The organism is Microbacterium sp. SWDP-B6, from assembly GCF_059803615.1.
Map to the genome: position 1 here is coordinate 540,377 of NZ_JAPFGV010000001.1, position 22,165 is coordinate 562,541.

Genomic DNA, 22,165 nt, shown 5'->3' on the forward strand with positions numbered 1-22,165 from the left:
GCTGCGTGAACAGTGCGACCTGTAGGGTGACCGCGTGCTTCTGCCCCGCGCCACTCCTTCGTCGATGCAATTCTCAGCATCGGCGATCAGTTCGTTGCTCGACCACCTGGAGGAACGGGGTATCGAGTGCCATTCGCTCATGGTGGTGCACCGAGGCCGCATCGTCGCGGAAGGGTGGTGGGCGCCGTACTCCGCTGATCAACCGCACCTGCTGTACTCGCTGACGAAGTCCTTCACGTCAGTCGCGGTCGGCATCGCGGTGAACGACGGGCTGTTGCGACTCGATGACCGCGTCGTCGACATTCTGCCGGATCACGTTCCCGACGACGCGTCCGAGCAGGCGCGTGCACTCACCGTTCAGCACCTGCTGACCATGACCACCGGTCATGCCGAAGACACTCTGGGCGACGCCTGGGCACTCGAACCGACGGATCTGGTGCGAGGGTTCCTCAGGATGCCGGTAACTGCCGCGTCGGGTTCACACCACACCTACGACAACTCGTCGACCTTCGTTCTGGCGCGAATGGTCGAACGTGTCACAGGAACGCCTCTCCCGACGCTTCTGGATGAGCGACTGTTCGCTCCGCTCGGGATCACTGACATCGAGTGGGATCGCGTAGGCGACGGTGCGGTATACGGGTTTCACGGTTTGCATCTGACGACCGAGTCTGTCGCGGCGTTCGGCGAGCTGATGCTGCGCGGCGGGGCATGGCAGGGACGCCCGATCCTGTCGCAGGACTGGATGGCGGAAGCCACCCGGAAGCAGGTTGACAGCCGCCACTACTCCCCCGGCGCCCCGGGTGTGGACTTCCATGCCGGATACGGGTATCAGATCTGGTCATCGACCTATGGCTTCCACGGCAACGGCGCCTTTGGGCAGCAGTGCATCGTGGTCCCCGACCAGGAGCTCGTGGTCGTGCTGACAGCCGCGCACAGCGAGGTCCGCCATGCGCAGGATGTGCTCGACGCGGTCAGACGCTTCGTCGTGCCCGGGGTCGGTGGCGCACGAGACGACGACCAGGATGCAGCACTGGCTCGGCGGATGAGTGACCTCTCTCTTCCGATGGTGGAAGGCACGCTCGGGGGTGCATCGTCAGCGATCTGCGCGACGCTGGATGCCTCCCCATCGGGCTCGGCACTCGCCGAGGGCACGCCGGTGGTGGTCGAACAGCGGGCTCACGGATGGATCATCCGCCTGGGGCTGGACATCGAGATCGCGGTGGGCTTCGACTCGTGGCGGGAGAGCCGCCCGCTGGGACGACCGGTGGTGTCAAGCGGCGCCTGGCAACGCGACACCTTCGTCGCTGATCTGCACCTGGTCACCTCGCCGCACCGCGTACGGCTGACTGTCCGAAAAAGCACGGCACACCCGGTCTGGGTGACGGTGCCTCTCACGACCTCAGATCTGACCCTGCACCTGAAGTCGCCGCTCATGACGCGCCCCGACATGGCCTGAGCGTCCCCTCCCCTACGCGCCGACGTATTCCGCCAGGTGCTCCCCCGTGACCGTCGACTTGGCCGCGACGAGATCCGCCGGGCTTCCCTCGAAGACGACCCGACCTCCGTCATGGCCCGCGCCCGGTCCGATGTCGATGATCCAGTCGGCGTGAGCCATCACCGCCTGGTGGTGCTCGATCACGATGACGGTCTTGCCGGATTCGACGAGTCGATCGAGAAGGCCGAGGATGTTCTGGACGTCCGCGAGGTGCAGGCCCGTGGTCGGTTCGTCGAGCACGTACGTGTCGCCCTTCTCCCCCATCTGGATGGCCAGCTTGATGCGCTGACGCTCGCCGCCCGACAGCGTCGACAACGGCTGCCCGAGGGAGAGATACCCCAGACCGACGTCTTCGAGGCGACCGAGGATCGTGGCGGCGGCGGGCAGCTTCGCGTCCCCTTCGGAGAAGAACGCCCTCGCCTCGGCGACAGGCAGATCCAGCACCTCGGTGATGTCCTTGCCTGCGAGCTTGTACTCGAGGACGGCAGCCTGGAACCGCTTGCCGCCGCAGTCCTCGCACGGCGTCTCGATCGTGTCCATGAACCCGAGCTCGGTGATGATCACCCCGGCGCCCTTGCATGTCGGGCACGCTCCTTCGGAGTTCGCACTGAACAGCGCGGGCTTGACGCCGTTGGCTTTCGCGAACGCCTTCCGAATGGGCTCGAGCATGCCGGTGTATGTGGCGGGGTTGCTCCGTCGTGATCCCTTGATCGCCCCCTGGTCGATCGCGACGACGCCCTCGAGCTTCGACACCGATCCGTGGATCAGCGAGCTCTTGCCCGAACCGGCGACCCCGGTGACCACAGTGAGAATGCCGGTGGGGATGTCGACGTCGACGTCCTGCAGGTTGTTGGCGTTGGCACCGCGGATCTCGATCGCACCGGTGCTGCTGCGCACCGATTCCTTGAGCACTGCTCGATCGTCGAGATGATCACCCGTGCGCGTGCCACTGGCCTTCAAGCCTTCTACGGTTCCCTCGAAGCAGATCTCGCCTCCCGCGCTTCCCGCGCCGGGACCGAGGTCGACCACATGATCACCGATCACGATGGTCTCGGGCTTGTGCTCCACGACCAGCACCGTGTTGCCCTTGTCGCGCAGGCGCAGAAGCAGCGTGTTCATGCGCTGGATGTCATGCGGATGCAGGCCGATGGTCGGCTCGTCGAACACATAGGTGACGTCGGTGAGAGACGACCCCAGATGGCGCAGCATCTTGATGCGCTGCGCCTCTCCGCCGGACAACGTACCTGAGGGCCGTTCGAGGCTCAGGTACCCCAGGCCGAGCGTGACGAATGCGTCGAGGTTGGCACGCAGCGCCTCGAGGAGCGGAGCTGCGCCAGGGAGCTCCAGACCGCGCACCCATTCGGCCAGATCCGTGACCTGCATGCGGCACGCATCCGCGATGCTGATGCCGTCGATCTTCGACGACCGAGCACCCTCGGTGAGACGGGTGCCGTCGCACTCCGGGCAGGTCGCGAACGTCGCCACGCGCTCGACGAAGGCGCGGATGTGCGGCTGCAGGGCGTCGAGGTCCTTCGACAGCATCGACTTCGTGATCTTGGGGATGAGCCCCTCGTAGGTCATGTTGATTCCCGAGATCTTGACCTTGGTGACCTCGCCGTAGAGGAACAGGTGGCGCTGCTTCTCGGTGAACTCGGCGACCGGCTTGTCGGCCGGGTAGAACCCCGACGTGGAGAAGCCCTTCACCATCCAGCCGTCCGCGGTGTACCCCGGGACCATGATGGCCCCCTCGTCGAGGGACTTCGACTCGTCGACGATCTGAGTGAGGTCGAGGTCGGACACCGCTCCCCTGCCCTCGCACCGAGGGCACATGCCACCGAGGTAGATCGCGTCCTTGACGATCTTCTTCTCGCCCCCCGGACCTGTCATCACCCCGCTGGCCCTCTGGGTGGGGATGTTGAAGGAGAAGGCTGTGGGGCCCCCGATGTAGGGCTGACCCAGTTTGCTGAAGAGGATCCGCAGCATCGCGTTCGCATCGGTGACCGTGCCGACCGTCGACCGCGGATTCGCCCCGAGGCGCTCCTGATCGACGATGATCGAGGTCGTGAGTCCCTCGAGCACATCGACGTCGGGGCGAGGCACCGACGGCATGAATCCCTGCACGAACGCGCTGTAGGTCTCATCGATCATGCGCCGCGACTCGGCGGCGATCGTGTCGAAGACCAGCGAGCTCTTGCCCGACCCCGAGACACCGGTGAACACCGTGAGACGACGCTTCGGGATGTCGACGCTCACCTCTTTCAGATTGTTCTCGCGCGCACCCTGCACGCGGATGATGTCGTGGCCGTCAGCGGGGTGCGTCGTCATGAGGATCCTCGAGTAGCGACCGGGGTCAGCCGGCCTGGTTGATTCGGAGAAGGTTGCCCGCAGGGTCGCGGAACGCGCAGTCGCGCACGCCGTACGGCTGGTCCATGGGCTCCTGGACCACGTCCGCGCCGCTCTCGACGAGCCGCTCGAACACGGCGTCGAGATCGTCGCTCGCAAGCGTCAGCGCGCCGTAGCTGCCCTTGGCGATGAGTTCGAGGATCGTCTGTCGCTCGGCGTCGGTGATCCCGGGGTCTGTGGCCGGCGGGTGCAGCACGATCGACGTCTCCGGTTGCCCTTGCGGACCGACCGTGAGCCATCGGAGACCGTCGTAGCCGACGTCGTTGCGCACCTCGAACCCGAGGGCGTCACGATAGAAGCCGAGGGCCGCATCGGCGTCGGTGTGCGGAAGGAATGCGTAGTGGATGCTGATTCTCATGGGATTCACGTTAGGTGCGCGCCCGTGCGCGGCGCTTCTTGATTCCTGATCGGTCTGATCACGTGCTTCGCCTGGAAGGTGGGGATGCCGTCGACATCCGCTGCGCGCTCACGATACACGCGGGGTGAGACACCGACGAGCTCGGTGAATCGTGTGCTGAAGGTGCCGAGCGATGAGCACCCCACTTCGAAGCACACCTCGGTGACGCTGAGGTCGCCGCGGCGCAGCAATGCCATGGCCCGCTCGATCCGCCGCGTCATCAGATAGGAGTACGGCGATTCGCCGTAGGTCTCTTTGAACTGCCTGCTCAGATGCCCCGCCGACATGTGCGCGCCGCGCGCCAGAGCCTCGACATCGAGAGGCGTCGCGTACTCGCGATCGATGCGATCCCGCACTCTGCGCATCACGACGAGCTCGCGGAGCCGCGCATCGTCGTCCGGGGTCACCCCCCGATTTTCGCATGACCTCGCGTAACAGCGTGTGAACGTCCGCGACATATCGATATCGACCTCCCCCCATCCCGCCCCGGACAGCGCTACTCTGTGACCATCCCTCACAGGATTTTCTCAGAAAGGGGTCCCCCACCATGTCTGATCCACTCGCAACCGAAGCGAAGTCACTGTTCAAGTCCATTCGCGTGGTGCTGGCGGTCTCGGGCGCCATCGCCCTCATCGCCGGCATCGTCCTGCTCGTCTGGCCGCTCAAGTCCGCCGTGATCGTCACAGGCATCTTCGCCACTTACCTCGTGATCGCAGGTCTCGTCTACATCGGCCTGGGCATCTTCTCCAAGGTCAAGGGCGGATGGGCTCGAGTCGGCCACATCGTGCTGGGCCTCGTCTACATCGTCGCCGGCGTGATCGCGTTCGCGAACCTCGGAGTCGCCGCGGCGACCCTCGCGCTCGTCGTCGTGATCTTCATCGGCATCAGCTGGATCGTCGACGGAGTGGTGGCGCTGTCCCTCCTCGGACAGGACGGCTCGCGGGTCTGGACGCTGCTCTACGCACTGCTCAGCATCATCGCCGGTATCGTCGTGCTCTTCTCCCCGCTGTACGCGGCGGCGGTGCTCTGGCTGGTGCTCGGCATCTCGCTCGTCGTTCTCGGAATCGTGCAGATCGTCCGCGCGATCACCCTCGGCAAGGACGCGAAGGACTTCGTGGCCTCGGCGAAGGCCGACTCCGCGATCTGACTCGCCTCCAAACGCAGAGAGCCCCGTCCATCCGGACGGGGCTCTCTCTGTTGGTCTCAGAGACTCACTCGGCCTCGAAGGCGCTGACGTCGCCGACCAACCGGGTGTTGTCGGCAGGAACGGCGTCGACTGCCGCACGTGCGATCTCCGCTGCGAACTCCGACACGTTGTAGAGCTTGCCTGCGGACTCGCGGCGCTCGGCGATCGCGCCGGGGTTGGCGCGCTCGAGAAGCGTCGCCGTGATGGTGCCCTCGATCATGTCGCCGGAGACGACGGTGAACCCGATGCCCTTCTCGGCGAGACCGGGGATGCGCTCGCGGAGCGCATCCTCACCTGCACGCTTCGACAGCGCGACCGGCTCGTACTCCGGCATCGTCGGCGTGGTGCGGATGAAGTGGGCCTGGTGGCTCGTCACGAAGACGACCCGCGACCCATCGCCGAGCAGAGGGGCAGCGGCGTCGAGGACGTTCAGCTGCGCGTCGCGGTTGAGCGTCAGCGCGTAGTCCTCAGCCATCCCGGATTCCATGCCCCCTGATGCGTTCAGCACGAGCACATCGAGGCGACCGAACTCGGCCTTCACCGCATCGAACATCTCGCCGACCGACGAGGGGTCGGTGAGGTCGGCGCCGACGACGAGCACGCGTCGCCCCAGCTCGCGCAGCTGAGCGGCGAGCTTCTCGGCGCGCGGCGCCTTGTTGCGGAAGTTGATGACCACGTCCGCCCCCGCCTCGGCGAGGTAGCGCACGGTGTCCGCCCCGATTCCTCGAGACGAGCCGGTGACGAGGGCGACCTTGCCCTCTAGAGAACCTGCGGGAAGAACGTCGGTCACGGTGACTCCTCTGATGCGTGAATCGCCGTGATGACACGGCGCTTTCAGACTATCAAGCCGGCCCCTTCGAACCGGGAACCGGCTCGTGCCGCGTGATAGGTTGACCGCAAAGGAGGCCGCATGGACAACTTCGCGACATTCGTACAGTTCATCGACCAATGGGCATGGATCGGGTGGCTGATCCTGATCGCCATCTTCCTCGTGATCGAGATGCTCACTCTCGACTTCACCTTCCTGATGCTGAGCTTCGGCAGCGCAGTCGGCCTCGTCACCGATTTCCTCGGCATCCCGGTGTGGGTCCAGGTGCTGATCGCCGCGGCGGCGGCCGCACTGTTCATCCTCTTCCTGCGTCCGCCGCTGATCAAGCGTCTGCATCGCGGCGAAGACCCGACCAAGTCCAACGTCGAGGCCCTGCTGAATCTGCGAGGCACGGCCCTGCAGGACATCACCCAGATCTCCGGACAGGTGAAGCTGAGCAACGGCGACACCTGGACCGCCCGCACCGCAGGTGCCGTGCCGATCCCCCAGGGCTCACCGATCGCAGTGATCGCGATCAACGGCGCGACCGCGACCGTCCGTCCCGTCAACGACTAGGAGAACCTCTTGGACGATGCATCGTTCATCCCCGCCGCGATCGGGTGGATACTCGTCATCGCGATCATCATCTTCGTGGTGGTCACGCTGGCTCGCTCCATCCGCATCATCCCGCAGGCCACAGCCGGCGTGGTCGAGCGCCTGGGCCGCTATCACAAGACGTTGATGCCCGGACTCAACATCCTGGTGCCCTTCATCGATCGCCTCCGGCCCCTCATCGACATGCGCGAACAGGTGGTCTCGTTCCCGCCGCAGCCTGTGATCACCGAGGACAACCTCGTGGTCTCGATCGACACCGTCGTCTACTTCCAGGTGACCGACGCTCGCGCCGCGACATACGAGATCGCGAACTACCTCGGTGCGGTCGAGCAGCTCACGACGACGACCCTCCGAAACGTGGTCGGTGGCCTCAACCTCGAAGAGGCTCTGACGAGCCGCGACAACATCAACGGCCAGCTCCGCGTCGTTCTCGACGAGGCGACCGGCAAATGGGGCATCCGCGTCGGGCGAGTGGAGCTGAAGGCGATCGACCCGCCCATCTCCATCCAGGATTCGATGGAGAAGCAGATGCGCGCCGAGCGTGACCGCCGTGCGGCCATCCTCACGGCCGAGGGAACCAAGCAGTCCGCGATCCTCGAGGCGGAGGGCGCACGGCAGGCGGAGATTCTCCGCGCAGAGGGTGACAAGCAGGCGGCTGTGCTGCGCGCCCAGGGTGAGGCCGAGGCGATCCAGAATGTCTTCACCGCCATCCACCAGGGTGAGCCGGATGACAAGCTGCTGGCCTACCAGTACCTGCAGATGCTGCCGAAGATCAGCGAGGGACAGTCGAACAAGCTCTGGATCATCCCGAGCGAGCTGACCGAGGCGCTCAAGGGCATCGGCACCGCGTTCACGCCGAAGCCCGGACAGCCTCCGACGAACCACCCGGGCGCGTGACGCACCCCTACTTCGAGAAGGCAGCCCACCCCCGAGTCCTCGCTCACCGCGGTCTGATCACCACGGCGGGCGAGGACTCCGGCGTCTGGGAGAACTCGGCAGCGGCCTTCGCCGCGGCTCACGCCGCCGGCGCCGAGTACATCGAGACGGACTGCCGGATGACGGCCGACGGTGACGTCGTTCTCTTCCACGATGCGACGCTGCAGCGCCTTGCCGGCGACCCCCGACCCGTGCGGGATGTACGCACCCGTGAGCTCGCCGCGATCTTCGCCGATCACGGCGGTCTCCTCACCGTCGCCGAGGCCCTGTCGGCATTCCCGACGACGCGCTTCAACATCGATGTGAAGACCACCGAGGCCGCCGAGCCCCTCGGCCCGATTCTCGAAGATCACACGCACCGTGTGCTCGTCACCAGCTTCTCGGATTCCGACCGTCGCGCCACGATCGCATCGGTGCTCCGTGCCGGTGCCGCTCTCAGACCGGCCGCATCGGGTGGCAGTCGCACCATCGCCGCAGTTCGCGCCCTCTCGGCTGTCCGCGTCTCCCCCGGCCGCGCGCTGCGCGACATCGACGTCCTCCAGATCCCCGAGCGTCACCGCGGTGTGAAGGTTCTCACTCCCCCTCTGATCAGCGCCGCGCACCGACGCGGCGTCGAAGTTCACGTGTGGACGGTGAACGACGCCGACTCCATGCGACGGCTGGTCGATGCAGGTGTCGACGGGATCGTCACGGACCGCGCGGACCTCGCGCTGGCGACGATCGGCCGCTGATCGCGCCACGCCGCCTCTACGCTGTGGCGCTGGGATTCCGCTGTGAATCGCGCCGAGATTCCGCCCGCGTGGATGAAGCGCACAGGCTGGAGCGTTATACCTGACAGCGACGAGAGGACCACACAATGGCAGATCGCAGCCTACGCGGCATCCGACTCGGCGCCCAGAGCCTACAGAGCGAAGAGGGCGTCGTTTTCATGGAGCGCCGTGAAACCACCTACATCTGTGACACCTGCGGCCATGTCACGAACCTGATGTTCTCGGCGGACGCAGAACCGCCCCAGACCTGGGAATGCCGTGCCTGCGGAGCGGACGCCCGCCTGAACGTCGACGGCCAGGCCGTCACGCTCGACGCGACCGACGAGAAGGCAGCCCGGACGCACTGGGACATGCTTCTCGAGCGTCGTACACGCGCAGAACTCGAAGAACTGCTCGAAGAGCGACTCGCCTTCATCCGCGCGCGCCGCGGTGCAGGTGAAGACCCGACCCGCGAGAAGATCGGCGCCTAGCGCCGACGGGCGCGCAACCGCCCGAAGGCCAGCGCGCCCAGCCCGCCCCACAGCAGCAGCATCTGGATCCAGGGGCCGGTGACGACACCGGCTGTCAGGCCGGAGCGAAGCTCGACATCCTCGAGCAGCGCTCCGGCCTTTCCTGCGTCGAGGCTCGATACGGTGGACCCATCCGGGCGGATGATCTGGCTCGTGCCCACCGTCGAGATGTTCACGACGCTGCGGCCGGTCTCGATCGCCCGCATCCTCGCGAATGCCAGCTGCTGCAGATTCTCGTTGGTGCCTCGGAAGTCGGCGTTGTTGGTCTGGAAGACGAGAACCTCGGCTCCTTCGGCCATTCCCTCGCTGATCACGTCGTCGTAGATGACGTCGAAGCAGATCGCCAATCCGACCCTCACGCCGTCGACATCGATGACCGGCGGGTTCGTTCCCGGGGTGTATTCGCGTTGGATGAGTCCGATCAGATCGGGCGCGAGTGCATTGAAGAAGGCACGGTCGGGCACGTACTCGCCGAAGGGAACCGGGTGCCGCTTGTCGTGCAGCTGCCCGTCCCCGCCGTCTTCCGTCCACAGCAGTGAGGTGTTGTAGAACAGGCCCTCTCGCTCCGTCGCGGCGTTGGCAAGCAGCGGCGCGCCGATTCGCGAGGTGATCGCGCTCATCCTCCGCGCCAATGAATCCGACTGGAACGGGTCGAAGTCGAGCGATCCCTCGGGCCAGACCAGCAGATCGACGTCTTCGCCGTAGAGCGGTTCGGTCGCGTCCGTCTGCGCGTCGATGAGCGAGTAGGGCTGGCGCTCGTCGAAATACCCGCTCGGCCCGTTCCCCTGCACCGCGGCGATGCGCATCGACCCGGTGACGGTCGTGGGGAACAGGGGCGTGATGAGCAGGGCCACCGTCACGATGACCGGTGCGATCAGCGCGGTCGGGCGTCGCCAGGCACGTTCGCGAATCACCTGGATGAGGAGGGCGACGAGGAACACCATCAGGAAGCTGAGACCGCTGACGCCGATCCACGAGGTGACCGGGGCCAGCGGGCTCTCGGCCTGGCTCATGCCCAGACGGGCCCACGGGAAGCCTCCGTACGGCCAGGAGCCGACGAACACCTCGCGCCCGACCCACAGCGCGGCCACGACGGCCGGAAGAAGCAGGAGGCGCGCCCAGGCGCCAGGGAAGGCTGTGGGGATCCATCGATAGGCGAGCGTGATCAGGATCAGCGCCACCGCCGTGAGGACGCCTTCGAGGACGCTCAGTGCGGCCCAGGGCAGCGGGCCGAGGTAGCGCGAGGTGAACGACACGAGCAGTCCGAAGAAGATCACCCCGTAGACCAGCCCCACCGCGAGCGCGCCTCCGACCCGACGGCCGATGAGCGCGACGAGCAGCAACGCGGTGGCCGGGAACGCCAGTGCCCACACCGCGGCATCCGGGTAGGAGAGATTCATCAGGAGCGCAGCCAGGGCCGCAACGGGAAGGGCGAGCGAAAGCGGCAGAAGAGGGCGCTGTCGCGCTGGGGAATCAGGCATCGGTCCCGTTCTCACATCGAGGAGTAGGCGACGATGCCGCGGCGCACGCCGTCGAGAGCGACGCGGGCATTGCGCGCCAGGGCGCCGTCCTCCGCGACGATCGAGAGCTGGTCGAGCAGGTCGATCGTCTGCTTGGCCCACCGGACGAAGTCGCCCGCGGCCATGTCGGCGTCGATCAGGACGCGATCGAGCATCCCGCCCCGGGCCCACGAGTGCATTGCGCCCGCGAGACCGGCAGCCAAGGGCTCGGACCCCGGAAGATGGTGATCCTTCTCGAGGTCGTCGAGCTCGGCCCAGAGAGTCGTGGTCTTCTCGTAGGCTGCGCGGAAAGCCCCTCTCGGCAGATCGCGCTCGCCCGCGTTCGCCTCGTCGCGTCGCGGCTCGTAGACGAGGCAGCAGGCCATGGCGGCGAGCGACGGAGCGTCCAGGCCGCTCCAGAGACCCTGCCGCAGGGATTCTGCGACCAGGAGATCACGCTCTCCGTAGATGCGACGCATCGTCCGACCGGCCTCGGTGAGAGTGGTCTCGTCGTTCTCGTCTCGGTGGAGGTAGTCGAGCGTCTCAAGCACCTCGACGACACGATCGAAGACGCGAGCCACCGTTCCGGTCCTCGTCTCGATCTGACGACGGATGCGGTCGTTCTGCCTCTTGAGCTTCCAGTACCGCTCCGCCCAACGGGCGTGGGCCTCGCGATCGGGGCAGCGGTGGCAGCCGTGCCGCTGCATCCGGGTGCGCAGGCTCTGGATCTGCTTCATGCGCTTGTCGCGCGATGCCCGCGGAGCGCTCGAGTCCTGACGGTTCTTCTTCTCGAGGTCGCTGAGCTCTCGGCGGATCGAGGCATAGTCCAAGAAGTCGCCGTGGTCGCAGACCATCGCCGCCTTGTAGCCGTCGAGGGATTCCTCGGCCTCACGCACCTGCCTGGCGAGTCCGACCACCGCGCGATCGGCCTGGAACTGAGCGAAGGACGATTCGAGCACCTCGCGCGCCCGCTGTTTGCCGAACAGGTCGATCAGGTTGACCGCCATGTTGTACGTCGGACGGAAACTGGAGTTGAGCGGGTAGGTGCGACGTGAGGCGAGTGCGGCGACCGCCTGCGGATCCATCCCCTCGGTCCACTGCACCACGGCGTGGCCTTCGACGTCGATGCCCCGTCGCCCGGCTCGTCCGGTGAGCTGGGTGTACTCCCCCGAGGTGATCGCCACCCGGGCCTCACCGTTGAACTTCTCCATCTTCTCGAGCACCACGGTGCGTGCGGGCATGTTGATGCCGAGCGCCAGGGTCTCGGTCGCGAACACGACCTTCACGAGCTTGCGCTTGTAGAGCTCCTCGACGACCTCTTTGAAGGCGGGCAGGAGCCCGGCGTGGTGGGCGGCCACGCCGCGTTCGAGGTTCTCCAGCCAATCCCAGTATCCGAGAACACCGAGATCCTCATCCTGCAGGGTCCGCGTCCTGTCTTCGACGATCGCGCGGATCTCGGCCCGCTCCTCGGTCGAGGTCAGACGGACACCCGATCTGCGGACCTGCTGCACCGCAGCGTCGCAGCCTACCCTGCTGAAGATGAAGAAGATCGCCGGCAGCAGGTTGGCCGCCTCGAGCAGCCGCACCACGTCGGGGCGGTCCATGCGCTCGATCCGCTGCACGTTCGCCGAGCGGACCGCACGGCGTCCTCCGCGTGGCGGACGCTGCGCCTGCCGTCCCGCATGACGATTGCTGCGGTAGGACTGCGCCTCACGGTTGTTGTCGTAGTTCGAACCGGTGGACGAGCGGATTCGCATCAGCTCCTGATTCACCAGAGCCGTCGCGATGCCCGCGCGGTCGTCGAAGAGCGGGAGCAGATCATCACGCACCAGCACGTGCTGCTCGAGCGGCACCGGTCGGATCTCCGAGACGATCACCTCGGTGTTTCCGCGCACCGTGTCGAGCCAATCGCCGAACTCCTCGGCGTTCGACACCGTGGCGCTCAGCGACACCAGCCGCACCTGCTGCGGGAGGTGGATGATCACCTCTTCCCACACCGCCCCGCGGAATCGGTCGGCGAGGTAGTGCACCTCATCCATCACCACATACCGAAGGTCGCGCAGCGCTGCGGAATCGGCGTAGATCATGTTGCGCAGCACTTCGGTCGTCATGACGACGATCCGAGCGTTGCCGTTGATGTTGGTGTCACCCGTGAGCAGACCCACGTCATCGGCGCCGTAGACGTCGACCAGCTCGCGGAACTTCTGATTGGAGAGGGCCTTCATCGGCGTCGTGTAGAACGCCTTGTCGCGCGGCGTCTGCATCGCGAGATGGATCGCGAACTCTCCGACGATGGTCTTTCCCGCCCCGGTGGGAGCGGCGACCAGCACGCTGCTCCCGTCTTCGAGCGCGTGGCACCCTTCGATCTGGAACGGGTCGAGCTCGAACTTCTGATTCGCGGCGAAGGCGACCGTCGCCGGGTGCCCTGCGGCTTCGCGAGCCGCGGCGTATCGCTCTGCCGGCGAGCTCATGCGCTCACGGGTTCGATGCCCGCGGCCGCATCAGCCTTGCGCTTGCGCCGATCGAAGAGCATCGAGATCAATGTGGCCGCGAAGTACAGCACGATCATGGACCCCATCAGCAGCAGCATCGAGAAGACATCGGCGGGCGGTGTGGTGACGGCCGCGAAGATCGTGCACACGAGTATGGCGACGCGCCATCCCTTGAGGATCTCCTTGCCCGAGACGACCCCCGCGAGGTTGAGCGCGACGAGGAAGACCGGGAGCACGAAGGCGATGCCGAGCACGAGCAGGAACTTGAAGACGAAGTCGTAATAGGTCGCGTAGTCGAAGAACTGCGCCATTCCCGTCGGCACGAAGCCCGCCATGATCTCGATCACGTGCGGGAGGACGAAGAATGCGACAGTGCATCCGCCGAAGAACAGCGGGATGGCAGCTCCCAGAAATCCCCAGGTGTACTGGGTCTCCTTCTTCGTGAGTCCAGGCATCACGAACGCCCAGACCTGCCAGAGCCAGACCGGGGCTGAGATCAGCAGACCGATCGCGAACGCGATGCGCATCCGGAGATCGAACCCGCTCGTGACGGTCGTGAAGTTGAGGCCGACGTACTCGCGACCTTCTTCTTCGGCGATCGCAGCGATCGGAATCGACAGGAGATCGATGACCGGTCCGGTGATGATGAACGCGATGATCATGCCGACCACGAGAGCGCCGGCCGCGATGAACAGTCGCCGACGCAGCTCGATCAGATGCGCGCCGAGAGACATCCGCCTGTCGCGGCCCGGCGTCCCCGGATCGGCGGATTCGAGAGCGGACACGAACTATGCGGATCGAGGAGGCTGACCCGGATCCGTGTCGCGAGCCGTCACCGTGGTGTCCGCGGTGGTGGCCGCGGGAGTCGGGGATGCCGGATCCGCGGCGTCAGTCGCGTCCTCGTTCTTCATCGCCTTCATCTCGCCCTTGAAAACCCGGGCGGACTGCCCGAGGCTCTTCGCGAGTGCCGGCAGCTTCGCCGCACCGAAGAGCAGCAGGATGACGGCGAGGATGATCAGCAGATGTGGCCAACCGAAAGCGCCCATGATTCTCCTTCGTCGTTTAGTAGCAGTCTAACCGGCGTTGTCGCCGTCTGGTCGGCGATACAGCGCGAGTCCTGCGGCGGCCCACTCGCGTGCAGCCGTGCGGGCGACGCCGGGATCCACGACTTCGAGGGCTCCGCCGAACTTCGCCGCCAGTCGTTTCACACCCCGAGGGTCGGCCAGGTGCAGCCGCACGGTGACGATCCCGTCACTGACGTCGGCGTTGTCCGCGGTGAGGAAGTCACCGAGCAGAGGCGCCATCCGCTCGGGCACACGCACTCTGACCTCGCCCTCGTCCTCGACGGCGGTGAACGCCTCCGGGACGTGGTCACCGGCATGTGTGATCGGAATGTCCGTCAGACGCGCATCGCTCACCCGATCGAGGTGGAACGTCCGCATCGCCTGTCGCATGTGGCACCACCCCTGCAGATACCACTGTGCGTTCGTGATCAGCACCTGCACAGGATCCACGGTTCGCGTGGTGGGTGCGGCATCGGGCGCCTGGTACGTGAACGACACGGCGACACCGTTCTGCACACCGCGCGACACGACCTGGCGCACCTCGTCGACAGCGCTCGGCGCGACGACGACCTCTGCCGGGGCGTCTGCCGCACCGCGCGACAGCTTCGAGATGAGACCGCTGACGAGTCCGGAGTCGGAGACCGCCGGCACGGCGGCGACCATCTGCAGACCGGCGAGCAAAGCTGCGGCCTCGCGGGCGGTGAAGCGCGGAACCCGCCGTAGGGCGACATCGTTGGTGATCTCGATGACGTCCTCTTCGTCGAGGAGGTCCCAGTTGATGTCGAACATCTCCTGCGGCTGCTGCCAGAAGCCGGAATCACCGGGCAGGCCGATGACGGTCAGCTTCTCGACCATCTGTCGCATCTCTGCCGGAGTCACCCCGAACTCCGCAGCCGCCTCAGCGAGCGAGACCTGGCCGTGCTCGAGAAGGTAAGGCACGAGCGTCAGGTAGACGCGGACGCGGTCGGCGGCGAGCAGCGGCTTCGTCTGAGCGCTCATCGTGACTCCCCTGCGTCCGAGTTGGTCGCGACGACCGCGCTCAGGCGATCGACGACCGCGGTGCGCAGCGCGACCGGCTCGACCACCCGCACCTCGGGGCCGTACGAGGCGAGTTCGTCGGCGAAGATATGCAGGTCGACGAACGGCACGAGGATTCCCTGGGTCGCCGCAGGCGTTGCACGGCGGCCCAGACGCAGCGAGGCCTCGGTGCCAGGGGTGACCTCGAGCAGCGCCGAGTTCTGAGAGGCGACGCGCTCGAGACCGCTCAGTGCACGCTCCCCCGCTCCCTCGCGCAGGGCGGAGTCGAAGGCCCTCGTCGTGATCCTCACGTCCCCGACGATCCTGCTGAGCAGGAACATGCGGTCCTCCTCGATGTCCACGTCGACGCCGAAGACATGCCATCTCGCCTCGTAGTCGACGAGAGCCAGCGGACGGATGCTGCGGCGGCGCGGCGCGTGCTCCCCCGGCTTGAGGTAGTCGAAGACGACGACGCGGCTCTTCTCGATCGCGTCCTGCAGCTGCGGGAACGCCGCATCGCGAGCGGTGATCCGTGGCGCGAAGCCGATGATCGGCTCGTCGCCGTCGATCCCGAGTGCCCGGATCTTGCGCACGCCGGCCTTGGCGTCGCCCGATGCGGATTCGGCACTCCAGACGCTGCCGGCCAATTGCAGCACAGCGAGCTCAGCAGCGGTGAATTCGATGTCGCTGGGCAGGTCGTATTCCGCCTGCGGAATGCGATAGCGGGCTTCGCGGAGGTCATTGGGATCAGCCTGGTCGCCGATCGTCTCGACGGGGACGCCGAGAGTACGCAGCTCGTCCTTGTCGCGCTCGAACATCTTCTCGAGCGCATCCGAGCGCACGCCCGCATCGGCACGCTGACGGTAGCCCGACACGTTGTCGAGGATCTGCTGCTTGGTGAGCCCGATCTCCGTGGCCATGAGCGCCACGACGAGGTTCGTCAGACGCTCTTCCGCGGGAATACGGGCGGCCATCACTGCTCCGGAACGGGAACGATGCCGAGGATGTCGACCACGATGGCGGTCGCCGGGTTTCCGTCGGCTTCGGGCACGACGACGAGCAGCTGCGACCCGACGGTCGCGCCGACGAGCTCCTCCGCTGCCGGACCGATGTTGGGCTCCGCGCCCCAGCTGCTCGATGTGACGGTCTTGTCATCCCAGCCCAGGGCCATGATGTTGGTCACGATCGTCGAGTCCTTCTCGACCTTCGCACCGTCGCCCTTGATGAGCGTCTGAGTCACAGCCTCCGTCGGAGCATCGCTGTCGGGGATGATCACGCCAGGGGTCCCGTCAGGAGCGCGCACCACGGTCGGCAGGCCACGGGCGTCGTTGAACTGGGATGCGCCTTCGGCGTGGGCCAGGTAGACATCCTGCAGGTCGACGATCGCGACGACGTTCTCGTCCTTCGCGAGTCCGAATGCCTCGGCATTGGCTTCACCGAAGTCCTCGGGGGTCAGCACGGCGATGATCCGGCTTCCGCCGGTGGCGCACTCGAGCACCGTCTCGAGTCCGGCGGACCGCTCGGCCCAGTACGAGATGCTGTGCACGCGGCTCGGGTCGCCGTTGAATTCGGACTCGTACAGCTTCTCGCCGCTCTCTCCGCCGTAGAAGGCGATGTCGAGCACCATGGGCTGAGAAGTCGAGGTGAGGGTGTTCCCCTCGCCGGTGATCACGTCGGCGAATGAGGTCTCGTCCGCCTTCACGGGGCTGTAGACCGTGACGTCGGGCGCCTCACCCAGATCGCCCTCCACGGACACCGAATCCTTGATGGATGGGGTAGACGCGGCCGCACGATCGCAGACATCACCGGCGAACGACGGCGCCGAAGCGCATCCGGTCAGAGTGAGGACGGCGAGGCTGAGGGTTGCCAGAACGGCGGACGTTTTACGCACGCGCTCCAGTCTATTCCGTCGGTGGCTCGGATTCGCGCGAACCCGATGCGAGACGTGCCCCTTCGGCGGCCTTCGCGGCCTCCCTGGCACGCTTGCGCAGGTTCTTGTCGTTGATCTCCCGATCGCCTACGGCGCCGGGCGTCCACGCGTCGACATCCGCATCGCCATAGCTGCTCTTCGAGGCCCTGCGCTTCACCTGCGGCGCCACGGCACCCGGTGCCAGCCGGCGCGCCGTGAGGAGGAAGCCGGTGTGCGCCACCATGCGGTGATCGGGCCTGACGGCGAGGCCTTCGACGTGCCACCCTCGCACCATCGTCTCGGACGCCTCGGGGTCGGTGAACAGCCCGGTACCGCGGATGTACTCGGCGACGCGCGAGAGCTGTGTGGCCGTCGCGACGTAGCAGAGCACGACGCCGCCGGGTGTGAGTGCGTCGGCGACGACGTCCATGCATTCCCACGGTGCGAGCATGTCGAGCACGACGCGATCGACCGTGCCGGCCGGGAACTCGGCTGGAAGCGCCTCGGCGAGATCCCCGACGACCACGTTCCAGGTGTCCGGCGTCTCGCCGAAGAATGTCTCGACGTTCCCGCGGGCGACCTGGGCGAAGTCCTCACGACGTTCGAACGACACCAGTCGACCGACCGGACCGATGGCCCGGAGCAGCGAGAGCGAGAGGGCGCCCGAACCGACGCCCGCCTCGACGACGACCGCGCCGGGGAAGATGTCGGCCTGCATCACGATCTGCGCCGCATCCTTCGGGTAGACGATCGCCGCGCCGCGCGGCATCGACATCGCGAAATCGCGCAGCAGCGGCCGCAGCGCGAGGTACTCGTGCCCCGAGCTGTTCGCGGCGACCGAACCGTCGGGAAGACCGATGAGGTCACGATGCCGCAGCACTCCCTGATGGGTGTGCAGCTCGCCGTCCTCGCGGAGGGTCACGGTATGCAGACGACCCTTGGGGCCGGTCAGCTGCACCCGATCGCCCTCCCGGAACGGCCCGCTCGGCCGCGGTGAGGTGATGTCGGTCATCGGGTGGCTCCCGTCATGGAGGTCTTGCGGTCGAAGAGTTCGATCAGGTCTGCGGCGGTGCGGCCTTCGAGGGTCGGCCAGAGCTCGTGAGCGCCGACGTCGTCGAGGGAGACGATGTGCGGCACGCCGAGAGCGACGGCGCCGGAGGCGATGCCTGCACGGAGTCCGGTCGGCGAGTCCTCGATGACCACCGCCTCGGCGATGTCGATCTCGAGCAGCGACGCCGCGTGCAGGTACGGCTCGGGGTGAGGCTTGGGGTGGATCACGTCATCGCCCGCGACGACGATGTCGAAGGCGTCGAACTCGATCAGGTCGACGACGCTCAACGCCATGCGGCGCAGCGACATCGTGACGAGGCCGGTGGGGATCCCCGCCGACTTCAGGTCCTGCAGCAGCTCGCGGGCACCGGGGCGGAAAGGCACTCCCTGTGTGCGCAGCGCCTCCTGCACTCCATCGGTGAGGAGCGAGATGATCGCCTCCGCGTCCATATCCACCCCCGCCTGCTGGAGGATGATCGCACTGTCGATGAGACCGTTGCCGACCAGCTGAAGGGCGTCCTCGTGGGTCCATGACCCGCCGAAGGATTCGACCAGCGCCGTCTCGGCTGCCATCCAATACGGCTCGGTGTCGACGAGGGTTCCGTCCATGTCCCAGAGGATCGCGCGGGGCTGTCTGCTCACCGAACCATGTTACCCGTGGCTCCGCCCGGTCCCCGCGCGGTCGGACTAGCCTGGAGGGATACCGATCCGGAATTGGCGAAGGGAGCCCACGATGGATGTCCTCGGTTCACGCATCGTCATCGTCGCCTTCGATGGCTGGAACGACGCGGGTGAGGCCGCGAGCGGTGCGATCGCCGCGCTGCGTTCCGCGAACGACTACGACCTCGTGCACTCCATCGACCCGGAGCTGTACTTCGACTATCAGTACACCCGCCCGGCCACGAAGACGGACGCCGAAGGCCGCCGCCAGCTCACCTGGCCCGAGGCCGGTCTGTGGCGCCCGCGCGACCCGGGGCCCGGTCCCGAGTTCTGGGTGCTGACGGGAGTCGAGCCCGCGCGCACCTGGCAGTCGTTCGCTGCGGAGTTCATCGACGTCGCTCTTCGCGACGACATCACCGGGTTCGTGACCCTCGGCGCGATGCTCTCGGATGTGCCCCACACGCGACCGATCTCGATCTTCGCGTCGAGCCAGAACGAGCAGGTCCGCGCAGCGCATGGCCTCGAGCGGTCTCTCTATGAGGGCCCCGTCGGCATCCTCAGCGTGTTCGAGCACTTCGCCGAGAGCGCCGGAATCCCGACCGCGAGCCTGTGGGCCAGCGTGCCGCACTACGTCGCCTCCGCCACTCCGTCACCGAAGGTCACCCTCGCTCTTCTGGACAGGCTCGAGGAGCTGACCGGCGTGGACGTCCCGCGCGATCACCTTCGCACCGAGGCCGCCGCGTGGGAGGCGTCGATCGACGCCGCCGCCGCCGATGACGAGGACATGACGGAGTACATCCGCCAGCTCGAGCAGACCCGCGACACGTGGGACTCCCCCGATGCGTCCGGCGATGCGATCGCTCAGGCCTTCGAGCGCTATCTGAAGCGCAGAGGCGACGGCCCCGGAGACCACAAGCGCTGAGCCAGGAGGTCTCCGGTGCCGCGCTGCTATGCCGCGATGACGCCGGTGCCGAGAAGGACCAGGAGCACCGTGCCCAACAGGATGCGGTAGATCACGAACGGCAGGAAACTGCGCTTCGAGATGTAATTCATGAAGAACGCGATCACGCCCAGTGCCACGACGAACGCGATGCCGGTCGCTGCGAGCGTGTCGCCGAACGAGAAGAACGAAGGCTCGTCCCAGCTCTTGAACAGCTGATAGAAGCCACTGCCGAACACCGCGGGGATCGCCAGAAGGAACGCGTAGCGCGCAGCTGCCGCGCGCTCATAACCGAGGAACAGTCCCATCGTGATCGTCCCGCCCGAGCGCGACACACCCGGGATCAGCGCGAGCGCCTGCGCGAAGCCGTATGCGATGCCATGCGGATAGGTGAGCTGATCGAGCTTGCGTCGCTTCGCGCCCACATGGTCGGCGACGCCGAGCAGGATGCCGAACACGATCAGCATGATCGCGACGATCCAGAGCGACCGGAAGACGGTCTCGATCTGATCCTGGAAGAGCAGGCCGAGCACCACGATCGGGATGCTGCCGATGATGATCATCCAGCCCATCCGGGCATCCGGATCGCTGCGCGGCACTCTGCCTGTCAGCGAGCGGAACCACTGCGCGATGATGCGGACGATGTCGCGCCAGAAGAACACCACGACCGCCGCTTCCGTGCCGATCTGCGTGATCGCGGTGAACGCGGCACCAGGGTCCTCGCCGGACGGCAGGAACGTGCCGAGGATGCGCAGATGGGCGCTGGAGGAGATCGGGAGGAACTCGGTGAGTCCCTGGACGATGCCGAGGATGAGCGCTTCGATCAAGTGCATGGAGGAGCTTTCTGATTCGTGGTGCGCGGACGTGGAGCAGAGAGCTCAATACGTGCGCAGCAGATCGGCCAGCACCCGCTGACCGAAGACAAGCGATTCTACGGGCACTCGCTCGTCGACACCGTGGAACATCCCCGTGAAGTCGAGGCCGGCAGGGAGGCGGAGTGGCGCGAATCCGTACCCCGTGATCCCCAGGTAGGCCAGCGCCTTGTTGTCGGTTCCGGCGCCGAGCAGATACGGAATGACCGGCACTCCCGGGTCGTGCCGCCCCAGACTCGCCACCATCGCCTCGACGAGTTCGCCCTCGAACGGCGTCTCCATGCCGATGTCGCGAACGACGGTCTGGATCTCGATGTCATCGCCGACGATCTGCTGCAGCTCGGCGAGCACCTCGTCCTCGGTTCCCGGGATGACCCGCACGTCGATCAGCGCTTCGGCTCGTTCGGGGATCACATTGTGCTTGTACCCCGCGGTGAGCGCCGTGGGGTTCGTCGTCGTGCGGAACGATGAGCGGAGGAACGCCTCAGCGGAGCCGGCGGCGGCAGCAAGGGCGTCCGGGTCGTCGATGGAGCGGCCTGTGAGAGCGCTCAGGCCCTGCAACAGCGCCTCCGTGGTGGGAGTGAGACGAAGGGGCCACCGAGTGCGCCCGAGGGCCGCCACAGCCTCTGCGAGCTTCGTGACGGCGTTGTCGTCGTGCAGTCGGCTTCCGTGGCCGGCACGCCCCCGTGCGACGAGGCGGATCCAGATGAGCGCCTTCTCCCCCACCTGCAGCAGGTAGGCGCGGCGATCGTCGACAGTGATCGAATAGCCGCCCACCTCGCTGATGGCCTCGGTCGCGCCCGCGAACCACTCCGGGCGGTTCTGGACGACGAGCGCCGAGCCCTCGACGCCGCCGTTCTCCTCGTCGGCGAAGAATGCGAGCACCAGATCGCGCTCCGGCTGCTCCCGCGCACGCAGGAGGTCTGCGACGGCCGTGAGGATCATCGCGTTCATGTTCTTCATGTCGACCGCTCCACGCCCCCAGAGCATGCCGTCCTTGACGATGCCCGCGAACGGGTCGACGCTCCAGTCCTCGGCCATCGCCGGGACGACGTCGAGGTGCCCGTGCACGACGAGAGCCGGCTTGCTCCGATCGCGACCCGGCACGCGCGCCATCACGTTCGTGCGCCGCGGGATCGGCTCGTAGTATTCGACATCCAGACCCAGGTCCTGCAGATAGGCGCCGACATATTCGGCTGCCTCACGCTCACCCTTCGCGTTGCCTCCGCCGAAGTTCGAGGTGTCGAATCGGATCAGGTCGCTCGCGATGCGAACCACCTCGGGGAGAGCCACGTCAGTCATGAGGTCCAGGCTATCGAAACGTCGTGGCGCGCCCGGGCGTCACCGCCGGTTTCTGAGTGCCTCGAAGCTCGTGCTAATGTAAATCTTCGTTCGGCAACGAACATCCAACACCTGCGCGGGTGGCGGAATGGTAGACGCGCTACGTTGAGGTCGTAGTGCCCGTAAGGGCGTGGGGGTTCAAGTCCCCCTCCGCGCACAGACAGGCCTCGGATATCCATACGATATCCGAGGCCTTCTTCGT

General features: G+C 66.4%; 22 protein-coding genes and 1 tRNA gene. 8 read left to right on the plus strand and 15 right to left on the minus strand.

All coding sequences use genetic code 11. The features are described 5' to 3' along the window. The first annotated feature begins 34 nt into the window (after positions 1-34). Positions 35-1,456 carry a serine hydrolase domain-containing protein gene (locus OPU70_RS02715; protein ID WP_498557098.1) on the plus strand — a complete coding sequence of 474 codons (1,422 nt, stop codon included), beginning with the start codon at positions 35-37 and terminating at the stop codon, positions 1,454-1,456. A 12-nt stretch (positions 1,457-1,468) separates the two neighbouring features. On the opposite strand, the gene OPU70_RS02720 is transcribed toward OPU70_RS02715, so the two are convergent. The 3 genes from OPU70_RS02720 to OPU70_RS02730 are packed head-to-tail and all read right to left on the minus strand — an operon-like array spanning position 1,469 to position 4,660. After that, the gene (locus OPU70_RS02720; RefSeq protein WP_498557099.1) at positions 1,469-3,820 is read right to left on the minus strand and encodes an ATP-binding cassette domain-containing protein; all 2,352 of its coding nucleotides are present in this window, start codon (positions 3,818-3,820) and stop codon (positions 1,469-1,471) included. 25 nt (positions 3,821-3,845) lie between these two features. Next, positions 3,846-4,256 (minus strand): VOC family protein, encoded by a 411-nt coding sequence (locus tag OPU70_RS02725; RefSeq protein WP_079113976.1) that lies wholly within the window; start codon positions 4,254-4,256, stop codon positions 3,846-3,848. A 5-nt stretch (positions 4,257-4,261) separates the two neighbouring features. Beyond that, positions 4,262-4,660, minus strand: a complete 399-nt coding sequence (locus OPU70_RS02730; protein ID WP_228385702.1) for a helix-turn-helix transcriptional regulator — start codon at positions 4,658-4,660, stop codon at positions 4,262-4,264. Positions 4,661-4,842: 182 nt separating this feature from the next. Here OPU70_RS02730 and OPU70_RS02735 point away from each other — a divergent pair, with 182 nt between their 5' ends. After that, positions 4,843-5,442, plus strand: a complete 600-nt coding sequence (locus OPU70_RS02735) for an HdeD family acid-resistance protein (protein WP_042536667.1) — start codon at positions 4,843-4,845, stop codon at positions 5,440-5,442. Positions 5,443-5,506: 64 nt separating this feature from the next. On the opposite strand, the gene OPU70_RS02740 is transcribed toward OPU70_RS02735, so the two are convergent. After that, a complete protein-coding gene (locus OPU70_RS02740; protein WP_042536668.1) occupies positions 5,507-6,271 on the minus strand; it encodes an SDR family oxidoreductase in 765 nt (254 codons plus the stop codon). 120 nt (positions 6,272-6,391) lie between these two features. Here OPU70_RS02740 and OPU70_RS02745 point away from each other — a divergent pair, with 120 nt between their 5' ends. The 4 genes from OPU70_RS02745 to OPU70_RS02760 all read left to right on the plus strand — a co-directional run bounded on the left by OPU70_RS02745 (position 6,392) and on the right by OPU70_RS02760 (position 9,080). Next, positions 6,392-6,865, plus strand: coding sequence for an NfeD family protein (locus tag OPU70_RS02745; protein WP_056376841.1), 474 nt, complete (start codon positions 6,392-6,394; stop codon positions 6,863-6,865). A gap of 9 nt (positions 6,866-6,874) precedes the next feature. Continuing rightward, positions 6,875-7,801 carry an SPFH domain-containing protein gene (locus OPU70_RS02750; RefSeq protein WP_042536670.1) on the plus strand — a complete coding sequence of 309 codons (927 nt, stop codon included), beginning with the start codon at positions 6,875-6,877 and terminating at the stop codon, positions 7,799-7,801. Continuing rightward, positions 7,798-8,571: a glycerophosphodiester phosphodiesterase family protein gene (locus OPU70_RS02755; protein ID WP_498557100.1), complete on the plus strand. Its 774-nt coding sequence runs from the start codon at positions 7,798-7,800 to the stop codon at positions 8,569-8,571. The genes OPU70_RS02750 and OPU70_RS02755 overlap by 4 nt, the downstream gene beginning before the upstream one ends. Positions 8,572-8,696: 125 nt before the next feature. Continuing rightward, positions 8,697-9,080 (plus strand): RNA polymerase-binding protein RbpA, encoded by a 384-nt coding sequence (locus OPU70_RS02760; protein WP_042536672.1) that lies wholly within the window; start codon positions 8,697-8,699, stop codon positions 9,078-9,080. Here the strand turns inward: OPU70_RS02760 and lnt are convergent. From lnt to OPU70_RS02805, 9 genes are read right to left on the minus strand one after another with little or no spacing between them, the layout of a single operon-like run. Next, positions 9,077-10,600, minus strand: a complete 1,524-nt coding sequence (lnt, locus tag OPU70_RS02765) for an apolipoprotein N-acyltransferase (protein WP_079112787.1) — start codon at positions 10,598-10,600, stop codon at positions 9,077-9,079. The genes OPU70_RS02760 and lnt overlap by 4 nt on opposite strands. A gap of 11 nt (positions 10,601-10,611) precedes the next feature. Then, positions 10,612-13,089, minus strand: a complete 2,478-nt coding sequence (locus OPU70_RS02770; RefSeq protein ID WP_042536674.1) for a DEAD/DEAH box helicase — start codon at positions 13,087-13,089, stop codon at positions 10,612-10,614. Continuing rightward, positions 13,086-13,844 (minus strand): twin-arginine translocase subunit TatC, encoded by a 759-nt coding sequence (gene tatC / locus OPU70_RS02775; protein ID WP_042536675.1) that lies wholly within the window; start codon positions 13,842-13,844, stop codon positions 13,086-13,088. The genes OPU70_RS02770 and tatC overlap by 4 nt, the downstream gene beginning before the upstream one ends. A 54-nt stretch (positions 13,845-13,898) precedes the next feature. Next, positions 13,899-14,156, minus strand: coding sequence for a Sec-independent protein translocase subunit TatA (gene tatA / locus OPU70_RS02780; protein ID WP_042536676.1), 258 nt, complete (start codon positions 14,154-14,156; stop codon positions 13,899-13,901). A 27-nt stretch (positions 14,157-14,183) separates the two neighbouring features. Beyond that, positions 14,184-15,173 (minus strand): helix-turn-helix transcriptional regulator, encoded by a 990-nt coding sequence (locus tag OPU70_RS02785; protein WP_042536677.1) that lies wholly within the window; start codon positions 15,171-15,173, stop codon positions 14,184-14,186. Further along, positions 15,170-16,165 carry a helix-turn-helix transcriptional regulator gene (locus OPU70_RS02790; protein ID WP_042536678.1) on the minus strand — a complete coding sequence of 332 codons (996 nt, stop codon included), beginning with the start codon at positions 16,163-16,165 and terminating at the stop codon, positions 15,170-15,172. The genes OPU70_RS02785 and OPU70_RS02790 overlap by 4 nt, the downstream gene beginning before the upstream one ends. After that, on the minus strand, positions 16,165-17,082 hold the full coding sequence (locus OPU70_RS02795) for a hypothetical protein (protein ID WP_475434898.1): 918 nt from the start codon (positions 17,080-17,082) through the stop codon (positions 16,165-16,167). The genes OPU70_RS02790 and OPU70_RS02795 overlap by 1 nt, the downstream gene beginning before the upstream one ends. Positions 17,083-17,092: 10 nt before the next feature. Continuing rightward, complete coding sequence (locus tag OPU70_RS02800) at positions 17,093-18,112, minus strand: tRNA (adenine-N1)-methyltransferase (RefSeq protein ID WP_042536680.1); 1,020 nt, start codon at positions 18,110-18,112, stop codon at positions 17,093-17,095. Then, positions 18,109-18,759, minus strand: a complete 651-nt coding sequence (locus OPU70_RS02805) for an HAD family hydrolase (RefSeq protein WP_498557233.1) — start codon at positions 18,757-18,759, stop codon at positions 18,109-18,111. The genes OPU70_RS02800 and OPU70_RS02805 overlap by 4 nt, the downstream gene beginning before the upstream one ends. A 124-nt stretch (positions 18,760-18,883) precedes the next feature. On the opposite strand from OPU70_RS02805, the gene OPU70_RS02810 reads away from it, so the two are divergent. Next, positions 18,884-19,732: a PAC2 family protein gene (locus tag OPU70_RS02810; RefSeq protein WP_042536682.1), complete on the plus strand. Its 849-nt coding sequence runs from the start codon at positions 18,884-18,886 to the stop codon at positions 19,730-19,732. 26 nt (positions 19,733-19,758) lie between these two features. On the opposite strand, the gene OPU70_RS02815 is transcribed toward OPU70_RS02810, so the two are convergent. Both OPU70_RS02815 and OPU70_RS02820 read right to left on the minus strand, forming a co-directional pair. Continuing rightward, on the minus strand, positions 19,759-20,583 hold the full coding sequence (locus tag OPU70_RS02815) for an undecaprenyl-diphosphate phosphatase (protein WP_498557101.1): 825 nt from the start codon (positions 20,581-20,583) through the stop codon (positions 19,759-19,761). A gap of 45 nt (positions 20,584-20,628) precedes the next feature. Beyond that, positions 20,629-21,924, minus strand: a complete 1,296-nt coding sequence (locus OPU70_RS02820) for a M20/M25/M40 family metallo-hydrolase (protein WP_498557102.1) — start codon at positions 21,922-21,924, stop codon at positions 20,629-20,631. Positions 21,925-22,037: 113 nt separating this feature from the next. On the opposite strand from OPU70_RS02820, the gene OPU70_RS02825 reads away from it, so the two are divergent. After that, a tRNA-Leu gene (locus tag OPU70_RS02825) sits at positions 22,038-22,120 on the plus strand. The last annotated feature ends 45 nt before the right edge of the window (positions 22,121-22,165 follow it).